This is a genomic window from Streptomyces sp. NPDC104202, assembly GCF_055584185.1.
This window is the reverse complement of the sequence record NZ_JBVJMN010000074.1, coordinates 1-17,795: the sequence shown is the minus strand read 5'-3', so window position 1 is coordinate 17,795 and position 17,795 is coordinate 1. Positions and strand designations below refer to the sequence as shown.

The window sequence follows — 17,795 nt, the reverse complement described above, 5'->3', positions numbered from 1 at the left end:
CGCGACCGGCGCCCGGCCGCCCCCACGGGCCGGGCGCCGGTCAGACGGGGCGGTCCTGGGGGGCCGGGGGCCGGGCCGGGTCCGCGGCGGCGCGGCCCTGGGCGAGGACCTCGCGGGTGCGCTGGAGCCGCAGGGCCAGCTGGACCTCCAGGACCTGGCCGGGCTTCTGCCACTCGGGTCCGAGGAGTTCGCCGATCCGCTCCAGCCGGCGCGAGACGGTGTTGGGGTGGACGTGCAGCGCCTCGGCCGCGTTGGTGGGGCTGCCGCCGGAGGCGAAGTACGCCTCCATGGTGCGGGTGAGGTCGGTCAGCCGTTCGGCGTCGTAGTCGAGCACCGGGCCGATCGCGGACTCCACGAATCCCTCGACGTCGTGGTCGTCGGAGAGCAGCAGCCCCAGGAAGCCCAGGTCCTGCACGGAGGCTGCCGAGCCGGTGCCGCCCAGCGCGCTCATGGCGTCCAGGCAGCGTCCGGCCTCCTGGTGCATCCGTCCGACGCCGTCGGGGCTCCACCCGGGTCCGGCGGCGGCGACGGAGACGGGATGGCCGAGCAGCGGGGAGAGTTCGGCGGCGACGGCCTTGGCCGCGGCGGAGGCGTCGATGCCCGGCAGCAGCAGCACGATGCAGCCGCCCTGCACGGTCTTGAGGCCGGAGAGGCGGTAGGCGTACGAGGAGGCCCACACGACGGCCCGGCCCTGCTCGCCGCCCTCGGGCCTGGCGACCACGAGGACGTGCGGCTTGCGCAGGTCGACGCCGAGGCGGCGGGCCCGCTGGGCGATCTGCTGCGGCGCGTGCGGCGGGTCGGCGATGAGGTCGTCGAGGAGCTCGTCGCGGACGGGGCCCTCGGCGACGGCGGTGGAGCGGCGCATGAGGAGGAGGAAGGCGACGGCCTGGGCGGCGAGTTCGAGGAGGCGTTCGTCCTCGCCGGTGAGTCCGCTGGCGGCGCGGACGACGAGGCCGCCGAGGTCCTCGGAGCCGGCGATGACGGGGGCGACCCAGGTGTCGTCGTCGGCGAGGACGGGGCGGCGGCGGGCGTGGGCGTCGAGGGACGCCTTCGCGACGGCCTCCTCGTCGAGGCCGTGGAGGTCGCCGGCGGTGGCGAGGCAGCGGCCGCCCTGGTCGCGGATGGTGACGGTCGCGTCGAGCGCGTCGGCGGCGGCCTTGGCCACGTTGCACAGGTCGCCGCCGGACAGGACGAGGTTCATGATCCGGCCGTGGGTCTCGCTGACGTGCCGCATACGGGTGAGGCTGGTGCGCACCCGGGAGCTGTCGCGTTCGAGTTCGGAGACCTCGGCCCGGGTCCGGTCGAGGAGTCCGGCCTTGTCGACGGCGAGGGCGGCGAGGTCGGCGAGCGCGGCGAGGAGGCCGATCTCCTCGGAGGTGTGGTCGCGGACCCGCCGGTCGGCGCCGTGCAGGACGCCGATGACGGTGTCGCCGCTGCGCAGCGGCGCGGCCATCATCGCGTGCAGGTCCTCGGCGCGCAGGGCGGCTTCGGCGGCCTCGTCGAAGGCGGGGGCGTGGACGCCGGCGTCGAGCGAGCCGGAGGGGGCGAAGCGTTCGTCGGCGAGGTAGTCGGCGGTCCAGACGGGTTCGCCGTGGAGCTGGACGGCGCCGCCGAGGCCGTATCCCTCGGCGACCTTGAGTCCGGGGACCAGGCGGGGGCCGCCGGTGCGGTCGGTGCCGGCGCGGGAGCCCTCGGTGGTGTGGACGTAGCAGGCGCCGTGCGGGCCGCGCAGGGTCACGTACGCCAGGTCGAGGCCGAGGAGCCGGCGGGCGCGGCGGGTGATGACGCGCAGCAGGCTGTCGAGGTCGTACGAGAAGGTGAGGTCGCGTGCGGTGTCGGTGAGGGCGGCGAGGCCGGCCTCACGGCGGGCGTCGCGCTCGCGGCCGGTGTGGACGCGGCCGGCCAGTGCGACGGCGCGTTCCAGGCGGGCCAGTCCGTCGCCGTCGAGGCCGGTCCGGCGGGCGTCGTCGAGGAGGGCCTCGAAGCGCTCCGGCGGTGCCTGTCCGGCGACCAGTTCGAGGACCGTGAGCAGCGCGTCGGCACCGGCTGCTCCGTCCGCGCCGTGCTTGGTCATGGCCCCACCCCCGTAGTCGAGCGAAATCGGGCACCTCGGAGGAAACCCGTACTGCTCGCCGAAGTTAATTCGGCTTCGGGAGTCGGTCAACGGTGACTTGTCGCACTTCATTCCCGCGCGGAGCGGCCGGTCCGGCCGCCGTGTCAGCCGACGGGGACCGCCGGGACGAGACGTGAGCGTACCGGGGAGTACTGCGCGGGGATCCGGGCGCCGTAGGCGGCGGGGGTCCGGAGGGTGTACGCGGGCCGGCCCGCGGTGTGGCGGACGGCGAGGACCGAGCGGTGGAGGCGGCGCAGTCGCGCGGAGGGCTCCATGCCGCTCTCGCCGGTGAGCGCGCCGCGCAGCCGTTCGTAGACGGCGAGGGCCTCGTCGTGGTGGCCGCAGCGCAGCAGGGCGACCATGAGGTGGGCGTGCAGCGGTTCGTTGGTGCGGTAGCGGGCGACGAGTCCGGTGAGCTCGGAGACGAGTTCGGCGTGCCGGCCGAGGCCGAGCTGGGCCTCGACCCACTGGTCGAGGACGCTGAGCCGGGAGGTCTCCAGGCGTTCGATCTCCCTGCGGAGGCGGGGGCCGGCGGCGACGCCCGCGTAGGGGTCGCCGCGCCACAGGGCGAGGGCCTCGCCGAGGCGGAGTGCGGCGCGGGGGAGGTCGCCCGCCTCCATGGCGCGGTAGCCGGCGCCGGCCGCGCGCTCGAACTGCCAGACGTCGTGGACGCCGCCGCCGGTGTCGAGCCGGTAGCCGCCGGGCTGGGCGACGAGGACGGCGTCGGCGCTGCGCCGCTCCGACCAGCCGGGACGCGGCTCGGCGGGTTCGGCGGCGCGCAGGGCGCCCGCGATGAGGGTGCGCAACTCGGCTATGTGTGCCTGCAGTTCGGCGCGGGCGGCGCGGGGGGCGCCGGACGGCCACAGCTCCTCCATGAGGACCGTCACGGGCACGACCTGGTCGGCGCTGGCCGTGAGCAGGGCGAGCAGCTGCCGGGGCGCGGCCGCCGTCGGGGTGATCGACACCCCGTTCTCGCGTACCGACAGTCCCCCCAGGATCCGGACGTCCACCTTGCCCCCTCAGTGCCTGTGCGGTGTCAGCGCAGGGATGACCTCCCGATGATTAGAAAAGACCCCCGTAGGCATGTCAATAAGAAACCGGAGGGTACGGAATACCGAACCGGGATATCGGGGTGATTCACCCCCTTTATGGGGGTTTTGAAGCGTCAAGTTTTCGTCATTGGCGCAGACCTGTACCCACCCGAAGACTGTTTCCGGACTCAGGGGTACGCTTTCCGGGGGTCCTCGCGGACCGCGGAGCTGCCGGTAACCGCGAGTTCCGGCCAGAAACCGACGCGGGGGTACGGTTCGCGAGGACCCCGAGACGTCCCCTAGGGCCTGTCGTCAAAATCCCCTCGTTGCCCGAAGGGCGGCCCTGCGGCGTCTGGTGCGTGCTCTCGGTGTGCCGGGTGGAAGTGCTCGTACTGGACGTACTCGCGCTTTCACCCGGCGCGGCGAGAGCGCGTGCCAGGCGTCGCGGGGCAGAGGGGATGGTGACGACAGGCCCTAGAGCACCGCCGCGGCGGTGAGCAGGCCGAACGCGACGGTGACGAGGGCCGTCCGGACGCGGTGGAAGAGGTTCCAGCGGTTCTCGAAGGCGGCCCGGACCGTCGCCGGGTCGTCCCCGGCGCTCCCCTCCGGGGCGGCCAGCGCCACGTTGAGCGGGACGTTGCCGGCGACGGTGACCGCGTGGTTGAGGGCCGCGCACACGAGCCCCGCCAGGACGAGCCACTTCTGGGCGTCCGTGCGCCCGTCGGCGGGCACGAGGAAGGCGGCGGCGGGGAAGGCGACGACCCCGAGGAAGACGGTGAGGAACAGGGGCTTCGGGACGTACTCGTTGATCCGGCGCATCGCCGGGACGAACTCCGCGTCCGTCAGCCGGGCGAGGGCGGGCATGATCCCGGTCTGGAAGATCAGCATGAATCCGGCGTAGAGACCGGTGCAACCGACGGCGAGGGCGAGCAGCAGGGTGGCCATGCGGCCATTCTGACCCCGCCGCCCGCCCCCGCGCCGGTGGTACGGGCGGGTTGCCCGCACATCCGTACGAGCCGTCCGCCGGCCCGGGGTCCCGGGCCGGCGGACGGCTCAGCTGTACGGATCTCCCGACCTCAACTCGCCCTCCCCCGAAGGCGTCTGGCCGCCGCGCCAGTCCGGGAGGAGCCGCTGCGCCTGCCGGACCGCCGTGGCCAGCTCCCGGACCACCGCCGAACCCGACCGCCCGGCGATGGCGTCGGCGCGCTCCGCGAGCGCCCGGAGCCCCGGATCGCCGGGCAGGTCGCCGCCGCGCAGCGCGTCCGCGAAGTAGGCCGTGACCGCCGTCAGCTGCAGGCTGTCGTGCCCCGCGTCCCAGAGGCCCGCGGCCAGCGCGCCCGTGGCGACCGTGCCGGACCGCTCGTGCGGCGCGCGCGTCGCCGGGTCGAGCCAGCGGACCGTGGCGGTGGCCACCGGGCCGCTCGCCCCGGCCCGGGTCTTCACCGCGTACAGCGCGGTGACGGTGTGCCCGGCGCCGACCTCCCCGCCGTCCACCCGGTCGTCGCGGAAGTCCTCGTCGGCGACGGCCCGGTTCTCGTAGCCGATCAGCCGGAACTTCTCGACGGTCCGCCGGTCGAAGGCCACCTGCGCCTTCGCGTCGCGGGCCCGCAGCTCCACGTGGGCGGGCAGCTGGTCGACGAAGACCTTCCGGGCCTGCGCCGAGTCGGCGACGTACGTCGTCTGGCCGTCGCCCCGGTCGGCCAGCCGCTCCATGAAGGCGTCGCCGTACTCGCTGCCCACCCCGACGCCGAAGAGGGTGATCCCGTACTCCCTGCGTTCCTCCTCGATCCGCGCGAGGATCGTCTCCGCCTCGGTCGCCCCGGTGTTGGCGAGCGCGTCGGAGAGCAGCACGACCCGGTTGGTGGCGCCCGCGCGACGCCCGGCGACGGCCACGTCGTACCCGGTGCGCACGCCCGCCTCGACATTGGTCGACGAGCCCGTCCCCAGCGAATCCACCACCTCGTGGATCCGGCCGCGGGCCGCCCCGACCCGGGTCATCGGCAGCAGCGTCTCGGCCTCCGAGCTGAAGGTGACGAGCGCGATCGAGTCGTCCTCCCGCAGCTGGTCGGCCAGCAGCCCCAGGGACTCCTTGACCAGGTCGAGCCGGCCCGGCTCGTCCATCGAGCCCGACACGTCCACCACGAACGTCAGTGCGGCGGGCGGGCGTCCGGCGCCCCGGTCCGCGCCGCGGGTGGCGAGGCCGACCCGGACCAGGGACCAGCCGTCCTCCCCGGTGCGGGCCCCGTCGAGGGTCACGCTGAAGCCGTCGTCCGCGGGGCGCGGGTAGTCGGGGCGGAAGCTGTTGACGAACTCCTCGGGCCGCACGCTCGTCGGCTCGGGCAGCCGCCCCTCGGCGAGCGTGCGGCGGGCGTAGCCGTACGAGGCGGTGTCGACGTCCAGGGCGAAGGTGGACAGGTAGTCGGGGGCCGGCGACGGAGCCCGCTGCCCGTCCTCCCGGGGCGCCCCGGTGCCGGCGCCGCGGCCGCCGTCGGGAGCCGCCGGGGCGGTCCTGCCGCCCTCCCGCGTGCTCCTGTCGGCGCTGCCGCCGTCGCCCGCGCCGCAGCCGCTGACGGCCAGTCCGGCCGCGAGGACCCCGGCGATCACGGCCGGGAACCGGGCACCGCGGCGCCGGGCCGGCCGTGCGTTCTGACGTTCCATGACATCCCCCTCTTCGTACGGCACTTGTGAATGTGACGTTCGCGGGGCGCCGTGGGAGCAGTCGAAGGAGTTGCGGATGGATCTCGATGCGGCAACGGAGGCGGCGGCACACCGCGGTGGCATGGATTCGCCATCCTTCTCAACAGGGGTTGTCACCGTGTGCAGTCACATGCGTACATGGAGTGGACATCGATCGGGCGGGGGTGGTCAGCGGTGGCAGAGAGCGCGGGCTCCGTGATGCTCGCCCGTTCGGCGATGAACCGGGCCGCGGCCGAGGGACAGCGGCCCGCGGGGCGCCCGGTCCGGGGTGCGCGGAGCATCAGCGCCGCGCTCGCCGGGCTGGCCGCCTCCACCCGGTACGAGCTGTTGACCTTCGACGACCCGGTCGCGTCCGCGGGCTGCGCCATCCCCGGGCCGTTCCTGGAGCTGGCGGGAGCGTGCATGCGGGCCGCGGCCGAGCGGGCCGCCGAGGTCAGACGGATCGTGCCGAAGCACGCGCGGCGGCGGATCGAAGGGGGGCTCCGGCTCCCCGGCCGGGCCCGCCTCGCCGAGGCGATCCCCTTCAAGATGATCGTCGTCGACCGCACGGTGGCGGCGGTCCCGCTCGATCTGGAGCTGCTCTACAACGGACTGCTCCTGATCCGCGACCCGGTGGTGGTCCAGGCCCTCGTCCGCACCCACCACGTCAGTTGGGCCGCGGCCGAGGAGCTGACCTCGCTGCCGCAGCCCCCGCCCCCTCCGGGCGACCTGCCGCCCCAGCTGCGGCCGGTCCTCGACGCCCTCCTGTCGGGGGTCACCGACGAGACGGCCGCGGCCCGGCTCGGCATGTCGGCGCGGACCTACAGCCGCCGGGTCGGCGAGCTGATGGCCGCCCTGGGCACGACGAGCCGCTTCCGCGCGGGCGCGGAAGCGGCTCGGAGGGGGTGGGTGTGACAGACCCCCGGGGGTGATCGACCGGGCCTACGACACGATGTCCTTGCGGGCGAATCCGCGGAAGGCGAGGGCGAAGAGCACCAGGGCGTACGTCACCGAGATCGCCGTTCCCTTGATCATCCCGCCCCATTCCAGCTGGGGCTGGAGCGCGTCGATCCAGGCGAACTGCCAGTGGGCGGGCAGGAAATCGCGCCAGTCGCCGAGCGCCGTGACGGCGTCCAGGACGTTGCCGACGATCGTGAGGCCGACGGCCCCGCCCACCGCGCCGAGCGGGGCGTCGGTCCGGGTGGAGAGCCAGAAGGCGAGCCCCGCCGTGACCAGCTGGGAGGCGAAGACGAACGCGACGGCGACCGCGAGCCGGAACAGCGCGTCACCGGCGTCCACCGAGCCGCCGGTCGGCAGCCGCAGCGGCCCCCAGCCGTAGGCGACCGTGCCGACGGCGAGCGCCACCAGCGGAAGGAGGACCATCGCGGCCGCGCTGTACGCGAGCGCCACCGCCAGCTTGGAGGCCAGCAGCCGCGACCGCGGCACCGGCGCCGCCAGCAGATAGCGCAGTGAGGACCAGCTCGCCTCGGAGGCGACCGTGTCCCCGCAGAACAGCGCCACGGGAACGACGAGGAGGAACCCGGCCGAGACGAACAGACAGGTCGCCGCGAAGTTCGCGCCGGAGGCCGTCGCCGTGTCCATCAGGGTGATCCGGTTGTCGCCGCCGCCGTCCGCCGGGCCGCCGATCGCGAAGGCGGCGACCAGGATGAACGGCAGGGCGACGAGGATGCCGCCCATCACCAGGGTGCGCCGCCGCTTCCACTGGCGCAGGGCCTCGACGCGCAGCGGCAGGGTGCGGCCCGCCCGGTAGCCGGGGGCGGACTCCGCCGCGCCCGGAAGGGTGCCGGTGGTGCTCATGCGGATCCTCCTCCGATCAGGGTCAGGAACGCGTCCTCCAGGCGCCGGTGCGGCCCGACCCCGGTCAGCGGCACGTCCAGGCGGACGAGTTCGCCGATGAGGGCGGTCGCGTCGGCGCCGTCGAGGCGGACCAGGAGTCCGCCGTCGGCGCGGGTGGCGGAGCCGACGCCGGGCAGGGCGGCGGCCTTCTCGACGAGCGCGTCGTCGATCTCCCCGGCCAGGGTCACCAGCAGGGTGTCGCCCGAGCCGGTGATCTCGGCGACCGGCCCGGCCTGCACCAGCCGACCCCGGTCCATGACGACGAGGTGGGTGCAGGACTGCTCGACCTCGGCGAGGAGGTGGCTGGAGACGATGACGGTGCGGCCCCCGGCCGCGTACCGGATCATCACCTCGCGCATCTCGCGGATCTGCGGCGGGTCGAGCCCGTTGGTGGGCTCGTCCAGGATCAGCAGGTCCGGCAATCCCAGCATGGCCTGGGCGAGCGCGAGGCGCTGCCGCATGCCCTGGGAGTAGGTCCGCACGGCGCGTTCGAGGGCGCCGCCCAGGTTCGCGATCCGCAGGGCCTCGTCGATGTGGGCGTCCTCGGCGGGCCGGCCGGTGGCCTTCCAGTACAGGTCCAGGTTCTCCCGGCCCGAGAGGTGCGGCAGGAAGCCGGCGCCCTCGACGAACGCGCCGACCCGGGAGAGGACCGGGGCGCCGGGCCTGATCGCCTGCCCGAAGACCCTGATCTCGCCCTCGTCGGGGGTGATCAGGCCCATCAGCATGCGCAGCGTCGTCGTCTTGCCGGCGCCGTTCGGCCCGAGCAGGCCGAGGACCTGGCCCTGCTCGACCCGGAAGGAGAGGTCCTGGACGCTGTACCGGTCGCCGCCCTTGTACTTCTTGGACAGCCCGGTGATCTGCAGGGGGACGACGGCGAGCGCCGGGTCGGGCGCCGGGGCCGCGGACCTGCGGCGCGCGGTGAGCAGCAGGGCCGCCGCCGCGGCCAGGCCGAGGAGCGGCAGGCCCCACACCCACCAGGGCAGCGCGGCGGCCTGGGTGGCGAGGCCGGGCGCGGTGGGGACGGTGAGCGGGCCCTCGACGGCGACGGTGTAGGCGGCCGGCACCGTCGGTGAGGCGTAGCCGAGGTCGGTGGCGGACAGGACCAGCCGCAGCCGGTGCCCGGCCTCCACCTCGTGGTCGACGGCGGGCAGGGTCAGGGTGAGGGTGCGCCCGGCGCGGGCGCCGTCGACGCGGACGGGGGCGACGAGCTGGGCGGGCAGCACCTGCTGCCGCCCGTCGGGCCCGACGTCGTACACCTTGGCGAAGAGGACGGCCGAGCCGTCGGCGGCGGTGGAGGTCACCTTGACGCGGACGGTGGGCATGCCGGTGATCCGGACGGCCTCGGTCCGGGGCTTCGCGTCGAAGCGGGCGTACTGGCCGGGGAAGTCCAGCGAGAGGCCGACCCCGAGGGAGGAGAGGCCGGAGATGCCGCCGCCGAGGCCGGGGACCGCCGAGACGGCCGGCGGGGCCGCGCCCGCCGGGTTGGCGAAGGTCTGCGGCGGGCCGGCCAGGGGGACGGTGGTGGCGCCGGAGGTGAGTCCGGGGTAGCGGTCGGCGGTCGCGGCGCGCAGGGTGGCCCGCCCGTCGGTGGAGTCGACCCCGCCGGTGCGGCTGACCCGGAAGGCGGGCCCGGCGTCGGTGGAGGCGTCCCGCTTGAGCCAGCGGTCGAACCAGGTGCCGATCCGGCGCTCGACGCGCTCGGTCTCCCGGTCGCCGCCGTCGTGGCCGCCGGCGATCCAGTCGACGGCGACGGGGGCGCCGTTGGCGGTGAGGGCGCGGGCCATGGCGTCGGACTGGGCGAGGGTGAAGAGGGAGTCGGTCTGGCCCTGGACGAGGAGGGCTGGCACCTTGACGCGGTCGCCGACGGCGGACGGGCTGCGGGCCTCCAGGAGGGCGCGGGCGGCGGCGTCGGGCTTCCCGGCGACGGCGACCCGCTGGTAGAGGGCGCAGAGCTCGTCGGTGAACCGGCCGCAGCCGTCGGCGGCCTCGCCGGGCCGCTGGCCCGTCGAGAAGAAGATCCCGGCCCAGAGCTTCTTGAAGACGCCCTCGGGGAAGAGCGCGTCGGCGAGGTTCCAGTAGGTGATCTGGGGGGCGATCGCGTCGACGCGGGCGTCGTGGCCGGCGGCGAGGAGCGAGATCGCGCCGCCGTAGGAGGCGCCGGTGACGCCGACGCGGGGGTCGCCGGGCTTGTCGAGGAGGACCTCGGGGCGGGCGGCGAGCCAGTCGATCAGCTTCCGGACGTCCTGGACCTCGTGGGCGGGGTCGTTGAGGCCGATCTCGCCGGTCGAGGCGCCGAAGCCGCGGGCGGACCAGGTCAGGACGGCGTAGCCGTCGCGGGCGAGCCCTTCCGCCTGGGCGCGGACGTCGTCCTTGGAGCCGCCGAAGCCGTGTCCGAGGAGGACCGCGGGCCGTCGCCCGGTGCCGTCGCCGGTGAAGTACGAGGTGTCGAGCCGTGCCCCGTCGACGGACAGGACCCGGTCCGCGCGGTGCACGGGCGGTGGATCGTCCGAGGCGGCGGCGGTCCAGGTGCCGGCGCCCGCGAGGACGGCGAGCGCGGCGGTGACCGCGGCCCACCGGGGGATTCGGAGTCGCATGGTGTCGAGCCTAGGCGGGACGGCGGCCCGGTCGCGGCGCTCCCGAGGGGGAATTCGGCGGCCTCCTGGAGTCGTACGCGCTACGGTCCGCGTACCGCGGGCGCGGTACGCGCACCCGGGGGTGCGCGCGGCGGGAGGTGCGGGATGGAGATCCGGCGGGCGACGACGGCGGCCGAGCTGGTCGCGGCGGAGCACCTGTACGACGGTCCGGCGCGGCGGGAGTGGGCCGAGCGGTTCCTGGCGGCGGGCGGTCACCTGATGCTGATCGCGTACGCGGCGGACGGCGTCCCGGCGGGGTTCGTGTCCGGGATCGAGATGGTCCACCCGGACAAGGGCGTCGAGATGTGCCTGTACGAGCTGGGGGTGGACGAGGGCCACCGGCGGCGCGGGATCGGCCGGGCGCTGACGGCGGCGCTGGTGGCGGAGGCGCGGGCACGGGGCTGCCGGGGCGCGTGGGTGCCGGTGGACACCGACAACGACGCGGCCCTCGCCACGTACCGCGCGGCGGGGGCGGCGGACGAGGGGGTCTTCGCGATGCTCGGCTGGACCTTCGCGGAGGGGTGAGGGGCGGCGCCGGGAACGGGGACGGCCCCCGGGGCGGGCTGTCAGCACCCCGGGGGCCGAGCGCGGGTGGGACCCGTCAGTGGTTGCGCGGGAAGCCCAGGTCGACGCCGGTCGGGCCCTCGGCCGGGTCCGGCCAGCGGGTGGTGACGACCTTGCCGCGGGTGTAGAAGTGCACGCCGTCGTTGCCGTAGATGTGGTGGTCGCCGAAGAGCGAGTCCTTCCAGCCGCCGAAGGAGTGGTAGCCCACGGGCACCGGGATCGGCACGTTGACGCCGACCATGCCGGCCTCGACCTCCAGCTGGAAGCGGCGGGCGGCGCCGCCGTCGCGGGTGAAGATGGCGGTGCCGTTGCCGAACGGCGAGGCGTTGATGAGGGCGAGGCCCTCCTCGTAGGTCTCGGCGCGCAGCACGCAGAGGACCGGGCCGAAGATCTCGTCCTGGTAGGCCTTGGCGGTGGTGGGGACGTGGTCCAGCAGGGACAGGCCGATCCAGTGGCCGTTCTCGTGGCCCTCGACGGTGTAGCCGGTGCCGTCCAGGACGACCTCGCAGCCCTCGGCGGCGGCGCCGTGGACGTAGGAGGCGACCTTGTCGCGGTGGACGGCCGTGATGAGCGGGCCCATCTCGGAGGTGGGGTCCGTGCCGGGGCCGATCTTGATCTTCTCGGCGCGCTCGCGGATCTTCCCGACCAGCTCGTCGCCGACGGAGCCGACGGCCACGACCGCGGAGATCGCCATGCAGCGCTCGCCGGCGGAGCCGTAGGCCGCCGAGACGGCCGCGTCGGCCGCCGCGTCGAGGTCGGCGTCCGGGAGGACCAGCATGTGGTTCTTGGCGCCGCCGAGCGCCTGGACGCGCTTGCCGTTGGCGGAGGCGGTGGTGTGGATGTACCGGGCGATCGGGGTGGAGCCGACGAAGGAGATCGCGGAGACGTCCGGGTGCTCCAGGAGCCGGTCGACGGCCACCTTGTCGCCGTGCAGGACGTTGAAGACGCCGTCCGGGAGGCCCGCCTCGGCGAGCAGTTCGGCGATCTTCAGGGAGGGCGACGGGTCCTTCTCGCTCGGCTTGAGGATGAAGGTGTTGCCGGTCGCGATGGCGATCGGGAACATCCACATCGGCACCATGGCCGGGAAGTTGAAGGGCGTGATGCCGGCGACGACGCCGACGGGCTGGCGGATCGAGGCGACGTCGACCCGGTTCGACACCTGGGTGGAGAGCTCGCCCTTGAGCTGGGTGGTGATGCCGCAGGCCAGGTCGACGATCTCCAGGCCGCGGGCGACCTCGCCGAGCGCGTCGGAGTGCACCTTGCCGTGCTCGGCGACGATCAGCTCGGCGATGGCGTCGCGGTTGGCGTCGAGGAGCGCGCGGAACGCGAAGAGGATGGTGGTGCGCTGGGCGAGCGAGGAGGTGCCCCAGGTCGCGAAGGCGGCCTTCGCGGCGGCGACGGCGGCGTCGACCTCGTCGACGGAGGCGAGGGCGACCTGCGTGGTCACGGCGCCGGTGGCCGGGTCGGTGACCGGGCCCCAGTTGCCCGACGTGCCCTCGACGGTCTTGCCACCGATCCAGTGGTGGACGGTCTTCGTCATGACGAGTTACTCCTTCAGAGATGGCGGCGTCGGGCGGTGACGTGCCGGTCGTACTCCTCGCGGGCCTTGACCGCCGACGGGCGCGTCGACGTCTCGGCCACGGGCACATCCCACCACGCCTGGGCCGGGGGCGGGCCCGACACTGTGTCTGGCGTTTCGGTCTCGACGTAGACACATGTGGGAACGGTCGCGCTCCGCGCCTCGGCGAGGGCTTCTCGCAGGTCACGGACGGTGTGGGGGCGGAGCACCCGCATGCCGAGGGAGGCGGCGTTGGCGCCGAGGTCGACGGGGAGCGGGGGTCCGGTGAAGCCGCCGTCCGGGTCCCGGTGGCGGTAGTCGGTGCCGTACCGCTCGGCGCCGACGGCCTCGGAGAGGCCGCCGATCGACGCGTAGCCGTGGTTCTGCAGGACGACCAGCCGCAGGGGCAGCCGTTCCTGGACGGCGGTGACGATTTCGGTGGGGTTCATCAGGTACGTCCCGTCGCCGACGAGGGCCCAGACGGGCCGGCCGGGCGCGGCGAGGAGCACGCCGAGGGCGGCGGGGATCTCGTATCCCATGCAGGAGTAGCCGTACTCGACGTGGTACTGGTCGGTGGAGCGGGTCCGCCAGAGCCGGTGGAGGTCGCCCGGGAGGGAGCCGGCGGCGTTGATCAGGATGTCGGAGCCGTCGACCAGAGTGTCGAGTGCGCCGAGGACCTGGGTCTGGGTGGGGCGGGCGCCGTCGTCGTCGGGGGCGGCGTACGCGGTGTCGACCCGCCGCTGCCACTCCCGCTTGCCGGAGGCGATCCGTCCGTCCGGCTCCCGCCGGTGGCCGTCGAGGGCACCGGCGAGCGCGGCGAGTCCCTCGCGGGCGTCGGCGACGAGGGTGAGCGCGCCGAGCTTGTGGGCGTCGAAGCCGGCGATGTTGAGGTTGACGAAGCGGGCGCCCTCGGGGAAGAGGGTGCCGGAGGCGGTGGTGAAGTCGGTGTACCGGGTGCCGACGCCGAGGACCAGGTCGGCGGCGGCGGCCAGGTCGTTCGCGGTGGAGCTGCCGGTGTGGCCGATGCCGCCGGTCTCCAGGGGGTGGTCCCAGGGCAGGACGCCCTTGCCGGCCTGGGTGGTGGCGACGGGGATGCCGGTCCGTTCGGCGAGGGCGCGCAGGGCGTCCTCGGCGCCGCTGAACCGGACGCCGCCGCCGGCGACGATCAGCGGGCGTTCCGCGGCCCTGACCGCCCGGGCGGCGGCGGCGAGTTCGGCGGCGTCGGGGCGGGGGCGGCGGACCGTCCAGGTCCGTTCGGCGAGGAACTCCTCCGGCCAGTCGTACGCCTCCGCCTGGACGTCCTGGGGCAGCGCGAGGGTGACGGCGCCGGTCTCCACGGGGTCGGCGAGGACCCGCATCGCGGCGAGCGCGGCCGGGATCAGGGCCTCGGGGCGGCCGATCCGGTCGAAGTAGACCGAGACGGGGCGCAGGCAGTCGTTGACGGAGACGTCGCCCGCGTGGCGGAGCTGGAGCTGCTGGAGCACGGGGTCGGCGGGGCGGGTGGCGAAGGTGTCGCCGGGCAGCAGCAGGACGGGCAGGTGGTTGACGGTGGCGAGGGCGGCGCCGGTGACGAGGTTGGTGGCGCCGGGGCCGATGGAGGTGGTGACGGCGTGCGCGGAGAGCCGGCGGGACTGGCGGGCGTAGCCGACGGCCGCGTGGACCATGGCCTGTTCGTTGCGGCCCTGGTGGAAGGGCATGGGCGCGGGGTCCTCGACGAGCGCCTGGCCGATCCCGGCGACGTTGCCGTGGCCGAAGATGCCCCAGGTGGCGGCGATCAGCCGGTGCCGTTCGCCGTCGCGCTCGGTGTACTGGGCGGCGAGGAAGCGGACGAGCGCCTGGGCGACGGTGAGCCGGATGCTCATGCGTATCCCTCCGTGTGGTCCGGGTGGAAGCAGATCTTCCACTCCCGCCGGGGGCCGGGGCCGGCCATGACGTTGAGGTAGTACAGGTCGTGGCCCGGCTGGGCGATGGAGGGGCCGTGCCAGCCGTCGGGGACGAGGACGGCGTCGCCGTGCCGGACCTCGGCGAGCAGTTCCGCGCCGCCCGGCCGGGAGGGGGTGATCCGCTGGTAGGCGAGACCGTGCGGGCCGGCGATCTCGTAGTAGTAGATCTCCTCCAGGACGGACTCGGCGCCGGGCCGGTGCTCGTCGTGCTTGTGCGGCGGGTAGGAGGACCAGTTGCCGCCGGGCGTGAGGACCTCGACGGCGATGAGCCGGTCGCAGGCGAAGGCGTCGGCGGAGGCGAAGTTCCGCACGCTGCGGGCACGGTTGCCGGTGCCCCGCGTCTCGACGGGAACCTCCGGCGCGGGGCCGTAGCGGGCGGGGAGTCGTCGCTCGCACTTCGCTCCTGCCAAAGCGAAGCGGCCTCCCGCGCCGGAGGCGATCTGGGCGTGGGCGTCGCGCGGTACGTAGGCGAAGTCGGTCACGCCGTCGAACACGCTCGCGCGGCCACGGAGTTCGAGGATCTCGCCGTCGACGCGCACGCTACAGGCACCGGCGAGGGGAAGCACGACCCATTCGTCTTCTCCGCTGTCGAACGCGTGCGTCTCCCCGGGTCCGAGGGTGAGGACCCGCAGGGCGGCGTGGCTCCAGCCGGCCCTCGCCGGGTCGACGAGGAGCGTGTACGGGCCGTCGGCGGCGGTCCCGGCGGGCAGGTGGAGCGAGGGGGGTCGGTCGGGGCTCATGCGCGGATCCCTACCCCTTCCGCGGGATCGTTCCCGTGCCGGAGGCGAGGGCCTCGGCGATCTCGGCGGCGTCGGGCATGGCGGACGAGCAGGGGAGCCGGCCCGCGACGACGGCCCCGGCGGCGTTGGCGTGGCGCAGGGTCCGCTCCAGGTCCCAGCCGGCGAGCAGGCCGTGGACCAGGGCGCCGCCGAACGCGTCGCCCGCGCCCAGGCCGTTGACGACCTCCACCGGCAGCGGCGGCACCTCGGCGCGGGTGCCGTCGGCGGCGAGCGCGAGGACGCCCCGGGGGCCCTGCTTGACGACGGCGAGCCGGACCGCGCCGCGGGCGAGCAGCGCGCGGGCGGCGGCGTCCGGATCGCGTTCGCCGGTCGCCACCTCGCACTCGTCGAGGTTGCCGACGGCGACGGTGGCGTGCCGCAGGGCCTCGGCGTAGTGGGGGCGGGCCTCGGCCGGGTCCGTCCAGAACATCGGCCGCCAGTCCAGGTCGAGGACGGTCGTCTCCCGCCCGGAGCGGGCGCGCAGCGCCTCCAGGGTCGCGGTGCGGCTGGGTTCGGCGCACAGGCCGGTGCCGGTCGCCCAGAAGACCCGGGCGGCGCGGAGGGCGTCGAGGTCGAGTTCGTGCGGGTGGATCTCCAGGTCGGGGGCCTGGGGACGGCGGTAGAAGTAGAGCGGGAAGTCGTCCGGCGGGAAGAGGGCGCAGAAGGTGACGGGGGTGGGGTACGCGCCGACCTCGGTGACCCACCGGCCGTCCACGCCGAACTCCGCCAGCTCGCGGCGGAGGAAGGTCCCGAAGGGGTCGGCGCCGGTGCGGGAGACGAGCGCGGTGCGCCGGCCGAGCCGGGCGGCGGCGACGGCCACGTTCGCCGGGGAGCCGCCGAGGAACCTGCCGAAGCGCTCGACGCGGTCGAGCCCGACGCCGCTGGTGAGCGGGTACAGGTCCACGCCGAGGCGTCCCATGGTGATCAGCTCGTACGGCTCCGTCTCCACGCGCCACCTCTCGCCGCGGCCGCCCTCGGCCCCGCGTCCAGGTCTAGTCGTCCGCGCGGAGGCGTGTCAACGACATGTCCGGACATTCGGACGTGCGGCCCGCTTGACGGTGCTCGCGGGCCGCGGCCAAGGTGGCAGTCATGACGAAGCCGTGGAAACCGTCACCGTCACAGCCGTCCCGCCCGTCGCCGGAGGCGTCCCGCATCCGCGTCGGTTCCGCTCCGGACTCCTGGGGCGTGTGGTTCCCCGACGATCCGCGGCAGGTGCCCTGGCAGCGCTTCCTCGACGAGGTGTCGGGCGCCGGGTACGAGTGGGTCGAGCTCGGCCCGTACGGCTATCTGCCCACCGATCCGGCGGTCCTGGCGGAGGAGACCTCGCGGCGCGGGCTGCGGGTGTCGGCGGGCACGGTGTTCACCGGGCTCCACCACGGCCCGGACGTCTGGGAGCGCACCTGGGCGCACGTCGCCGAGAACGCGGCCCTCGCGGCCGCGATGGGCGCCGGCCATCTGGTGGTCATCCCGGCCTTCTGGCGGGACGACCGGACGGGCGAGGTCCTGGAGGAGCCGGTGCTGACCGCGGCCCAGTGGCGGGACCTCACCGGGCTGACCGAGCGACTGGGCCGGGAGGTGAGGGAGCGGTACGGGCTGCGGATCGTCGTCCATCCGCACGCCGACACCCATCTGGACGGCGAGGAGAGCGTCACGCGCTTCCTGGACGCGACCGACCCGCGGGACGTCGCCCTGTGTCTGGACACCGGGCACTACGCGTACGCGGGCGGCGACAGCGTCAAGCTGATCGAGACCTACGGCGAGCGGATCGGCTATCTGCACCTGAAGCAGGTCGACCCCGCGGTGCTGGCCGGGGTGGTGGCCGAGGGGGTGCCGTTCGGGCCGGCGGTGGCGCGGGGCGTGATGTGCGAGCCGCCCTCCGGGGTGCCCGCCCTCGAACCGGTGCTGGCCGCCGCGGCCGCCCTGGACGTGGACCTCTTCGCCATCGTCGAGCAGGACATGTACCCCTGCGAGCCGGACGTGCCGTACCCGATCGCGCTGCGGACCCGGCACTTCCTCCGCTCCTGCGGCGTGTGACGGCTCCGGCGGCGCCGCTCGCGGGGCCCGCTCGGCGCCCGACCGGCGCGCGGCCCGGCGCATACCGGTGTGACCAGGGGTGACGCACGGGGACACACCGTCGACCCGATGTGCCGCTTCCGTCACACAGGTCCCTCCGTTGTCACGCATATCTCCGTTACGCGGGTTTTGCGTCACAGGCGCTCGACAGCCGCTCTCCTCCTGAAGGGAGAGGTCGTTGCAGGGGGCACAGGCAGATCGACGCCAACGCCCGCCCGCAGCGCCCCCGAACGGCACCCCCTGCCGCCGCTGCGCGGTGCGCAGGGAGAGGTACCGGCATGACGGACAGAAGTCTCTGGTCGTACAAGGACATCGCGGCGCACATCCGGGTGCAGCCGGACACGGTCCGCTCCTACCGGAAGCACGGACTGCTGCCCCCGCCCGACCGGGTGGAGTCGGGCAAGCCCTACTGGTACGCGGACACGATCCGCGTCTGGGTGGCGAGCAGGCCCGGCAACCGGGCCCGGCGCGACTGACCCCGTCGCGCGCCGGTGGGGGGGGGGGGGGGGGGGGGGGGGGGGGGGGGGGGGGGGGCGTGGGTGTGGGGGGGGGGGGGGGGCCGGCCCCC

Annotated in this window: 14 protein-coding genes; 4 read left to right on the top strand and 10 right to left on the bottom strand. The window is 74.8% G+C overall.

Annotation, left to right across the window (positions count from 1 at the left end; all coding sequences use genetic code 11):
• Nucleotides 1–40 precede the first annotated feature (40 nt).
• From ACZ60W_RS32775 to ACZ60W_RS32760, 4 genes are all read right to left on the bottom strand, one after another.
• A complete protein-coding gene (locus tag ACZ60W_RS32775) occupies nucleotides 41–2,074 on the bottom strand; it encodes a helix-turn-helix domain-containing protein (protein ID WP_469759038.1) in 2,034 nt (677 codons plus the stop codon).
• Nucleotides 2,075–2,217: 143 nt separating this feature from the next.
• Nucleotides 2,218–3,123, bottom strand: coding sequence for an AfsR/SARP family transcriptional regulator (locus tag ACZ60W_RS32770; protein ID WP_469759037.1), 906 nt, complete (start codon nucleotides 3,121–3,123; stop codon nucleotides 2,218–2,220).
• 495 nt (nucleotides 3,124–3,618) lie between these two features.
• Nucleotides 3,619–4,089, bottom strand: a complete 471-nt coding sequence (locus ACZ60W_RS32765) for an anthrone oxygenase family protein (RefSeq protein WP_469759036.1) — start codon at nucleotides 4,087–4,089, stop codon at nucleotides 3,619–3,621.
• Between the two features lie 108 nt (nucleotides 4,090–4,197).
• Nucleotides 4,198–5,802, bottom strand: a complete 1,605-nt coding sequence (locus tag ACZ60W_RS32760) for a vWA domain-containing protein (RefSeq protein ID WP_469759035.1) — start codon at nucleotides 5,800–5,802, stop codon at nucleotides 4,198–4,200.
• A gap of 213 nt (nucleotides 5,803–6,015) precedes the next feature.
• Between ACZ60W_RS32760 and ACZ60W_RS32755 the strand changes: the two genes are divergently transcribed.
• Entirely contained in the window at nucleotides 6,016–6,735 is a 720-nt protein-coding gene (locus ACZ60W_RS32755; RefSeq protein ID WP_469759034.1) for a helix-turn-helix domain-containing protein, read from the top strand.
• A 27-nt stretch (nucleotides 6,736–6,762) separates the two neighbouring features.
• Here the strand turns inward: ACZ60W_RS32755 and ACZ60W_RS32750 are convergent, their stop codons facing one another.
• Together ACZ60W_RS32750 and ACZ60W_RS32745 are read right to left on the bottom strand one after the other, a co-directional pair.
• On the bottom strand, nucleotides 6,763–7,638 hold the full coding sequence (locus tag ACZ60W_RS32750) for an ABC transporter permease (RefSeq protein WP_469759033.1): 876 nt from the start codon (nucleotides 7,636–7,638) through the stop codon (nucleotides 6,763–6,765).
• Nucleotides 7,635–10,271: an alpha/beta fold hydrolase gene (locus ACZ60W_RS32745; RefSeq protein WP_469759032.1), complete on the bottom strand. Its 2,637-nt coding sequence runs from the start codon at nucleotides 10,269–10,271 to the stop codon at nucleotides 7,635–7,637. Before ACZ60W_RS32745 ends, ACZ60W_RS32750 begins: the two co-directional genes overlap by 4 nt.
• Before the next feature lie 144 nt (nucleotides 10,272–10,415).
• Between ACZ60W_RS32745 and ACZ60W_RS32740 the strand changes: the two genes are divergently transcribed.
• Complete coding sequence (locus tag ACZ60W_RS32740) at nucleotides 10,416–10,835, top strand: GNAT family N-acetyltransferase (protein WP_469759031.1); 420 nt, start codon at nucleotides 10,416–10,418, stop codon at nucleotides 10,833–10,835.
• A 76-nt stretch (nucleotides 10,836–10,911) separates the two neighbouring features.
• Here ACZ60W_RS32740 and mmsA read toward each other — a convergent pair whose 3' ends face one another.
• Genes mmsA through iolC form a run of 4 tightly spaced genes read right to left on the bottom strand, consistent with a single transcriptional unit; the run spans nucleotide 10,912 to nucleotide 16,073 of the window.
• Entirely contained in the window at nucleotides 10,912–12,414 is a 1,503-nt protein-coding gene (gene mmsA, locus ACZ60W_RS32735) for a CoA-acylating methylmalonate-semialdehyde dehydrogenase (protein WP_469759030.1), read from the bottom strand.
• A gap of 14 nt (nucleotides 12,415–12,428) precedes the next feature.
• Complete coding sequence (gene iolD, locus ACZ60W_RS32730) at nucleotides 12,429–14,294, bottom strand: 3D-(3,5/4)-trihydroxycyclohexane-1,2-dione acylhydrolase (decyclizing) (RefSeq protein WP_469759029.1); 1,866 nt, start codon at nucleotides 14,292–14,294, stop codon at nucleotides 12,429–12,431.
• Nucleotides 14,291–15,115 carry a 5-deoxy-glucuronate isomerase gene (gene iolB / locus ACZ60W_RS32725; RefSeq protein ID WP_469759028.1) on the bottom strand — a complete coding sequence of 275 codons (825 nt, stop codon included), beginning with the start codon at nucleotides 15,113–15,115 and terminating at the stop codon, nucleotides 14,291–14,293. The genes iolD and iolB overlap by 4 nt, the downstream gene beginning before the upstream one ends.
• Nucleotides 15,116–15,125: 10 nt before the next feature.
• Nucleotides 15,126–16,073 (bottom strand): 5-dehydro-2-deoxygluconokinase, encoded by a 948-nt coding sequence (gene iolC, locus ACZ60W_RS32720; protein ID WP_469759057.1) that lies wholly within the window; start codon nucleotides 16,071–16,073, stop codon nucleotides 15,126–15,128.
• Between the two features lie 170 nt (nucleotides 16,074–16,243).
• On the opposite strand from iolC, the gene ACZ60W_RS32715 reads away from it, so the two are divergent.
• Entirely contained in the window at nucleotides 16,244–17,188 is a 945-nt protein-coding gene (locus tag ACZ60W_RS32715; protein ID WP_469759027.1) for a sugar phosphate isomerase/epimerase family protein, read from the top strand.
• Between the two features lie 317 nt (nucleotides 17,189–17,505).
• Nucleotides 17,506–17,703: a helix-turn-helix transcriptional regulator gene (locus ACZ60W_RS32710; RefSeq protein WP_469759026.1), complete on the top strand. Its 198-nt coding sequence runs from the start codon at nucleotides 17,506–17,508 to the stop codon at nucleotides 17,701–17,703.
• The last annotated feature ends 92 nt before the right edge of the window (nucleotides 17,704–17,795 follow it).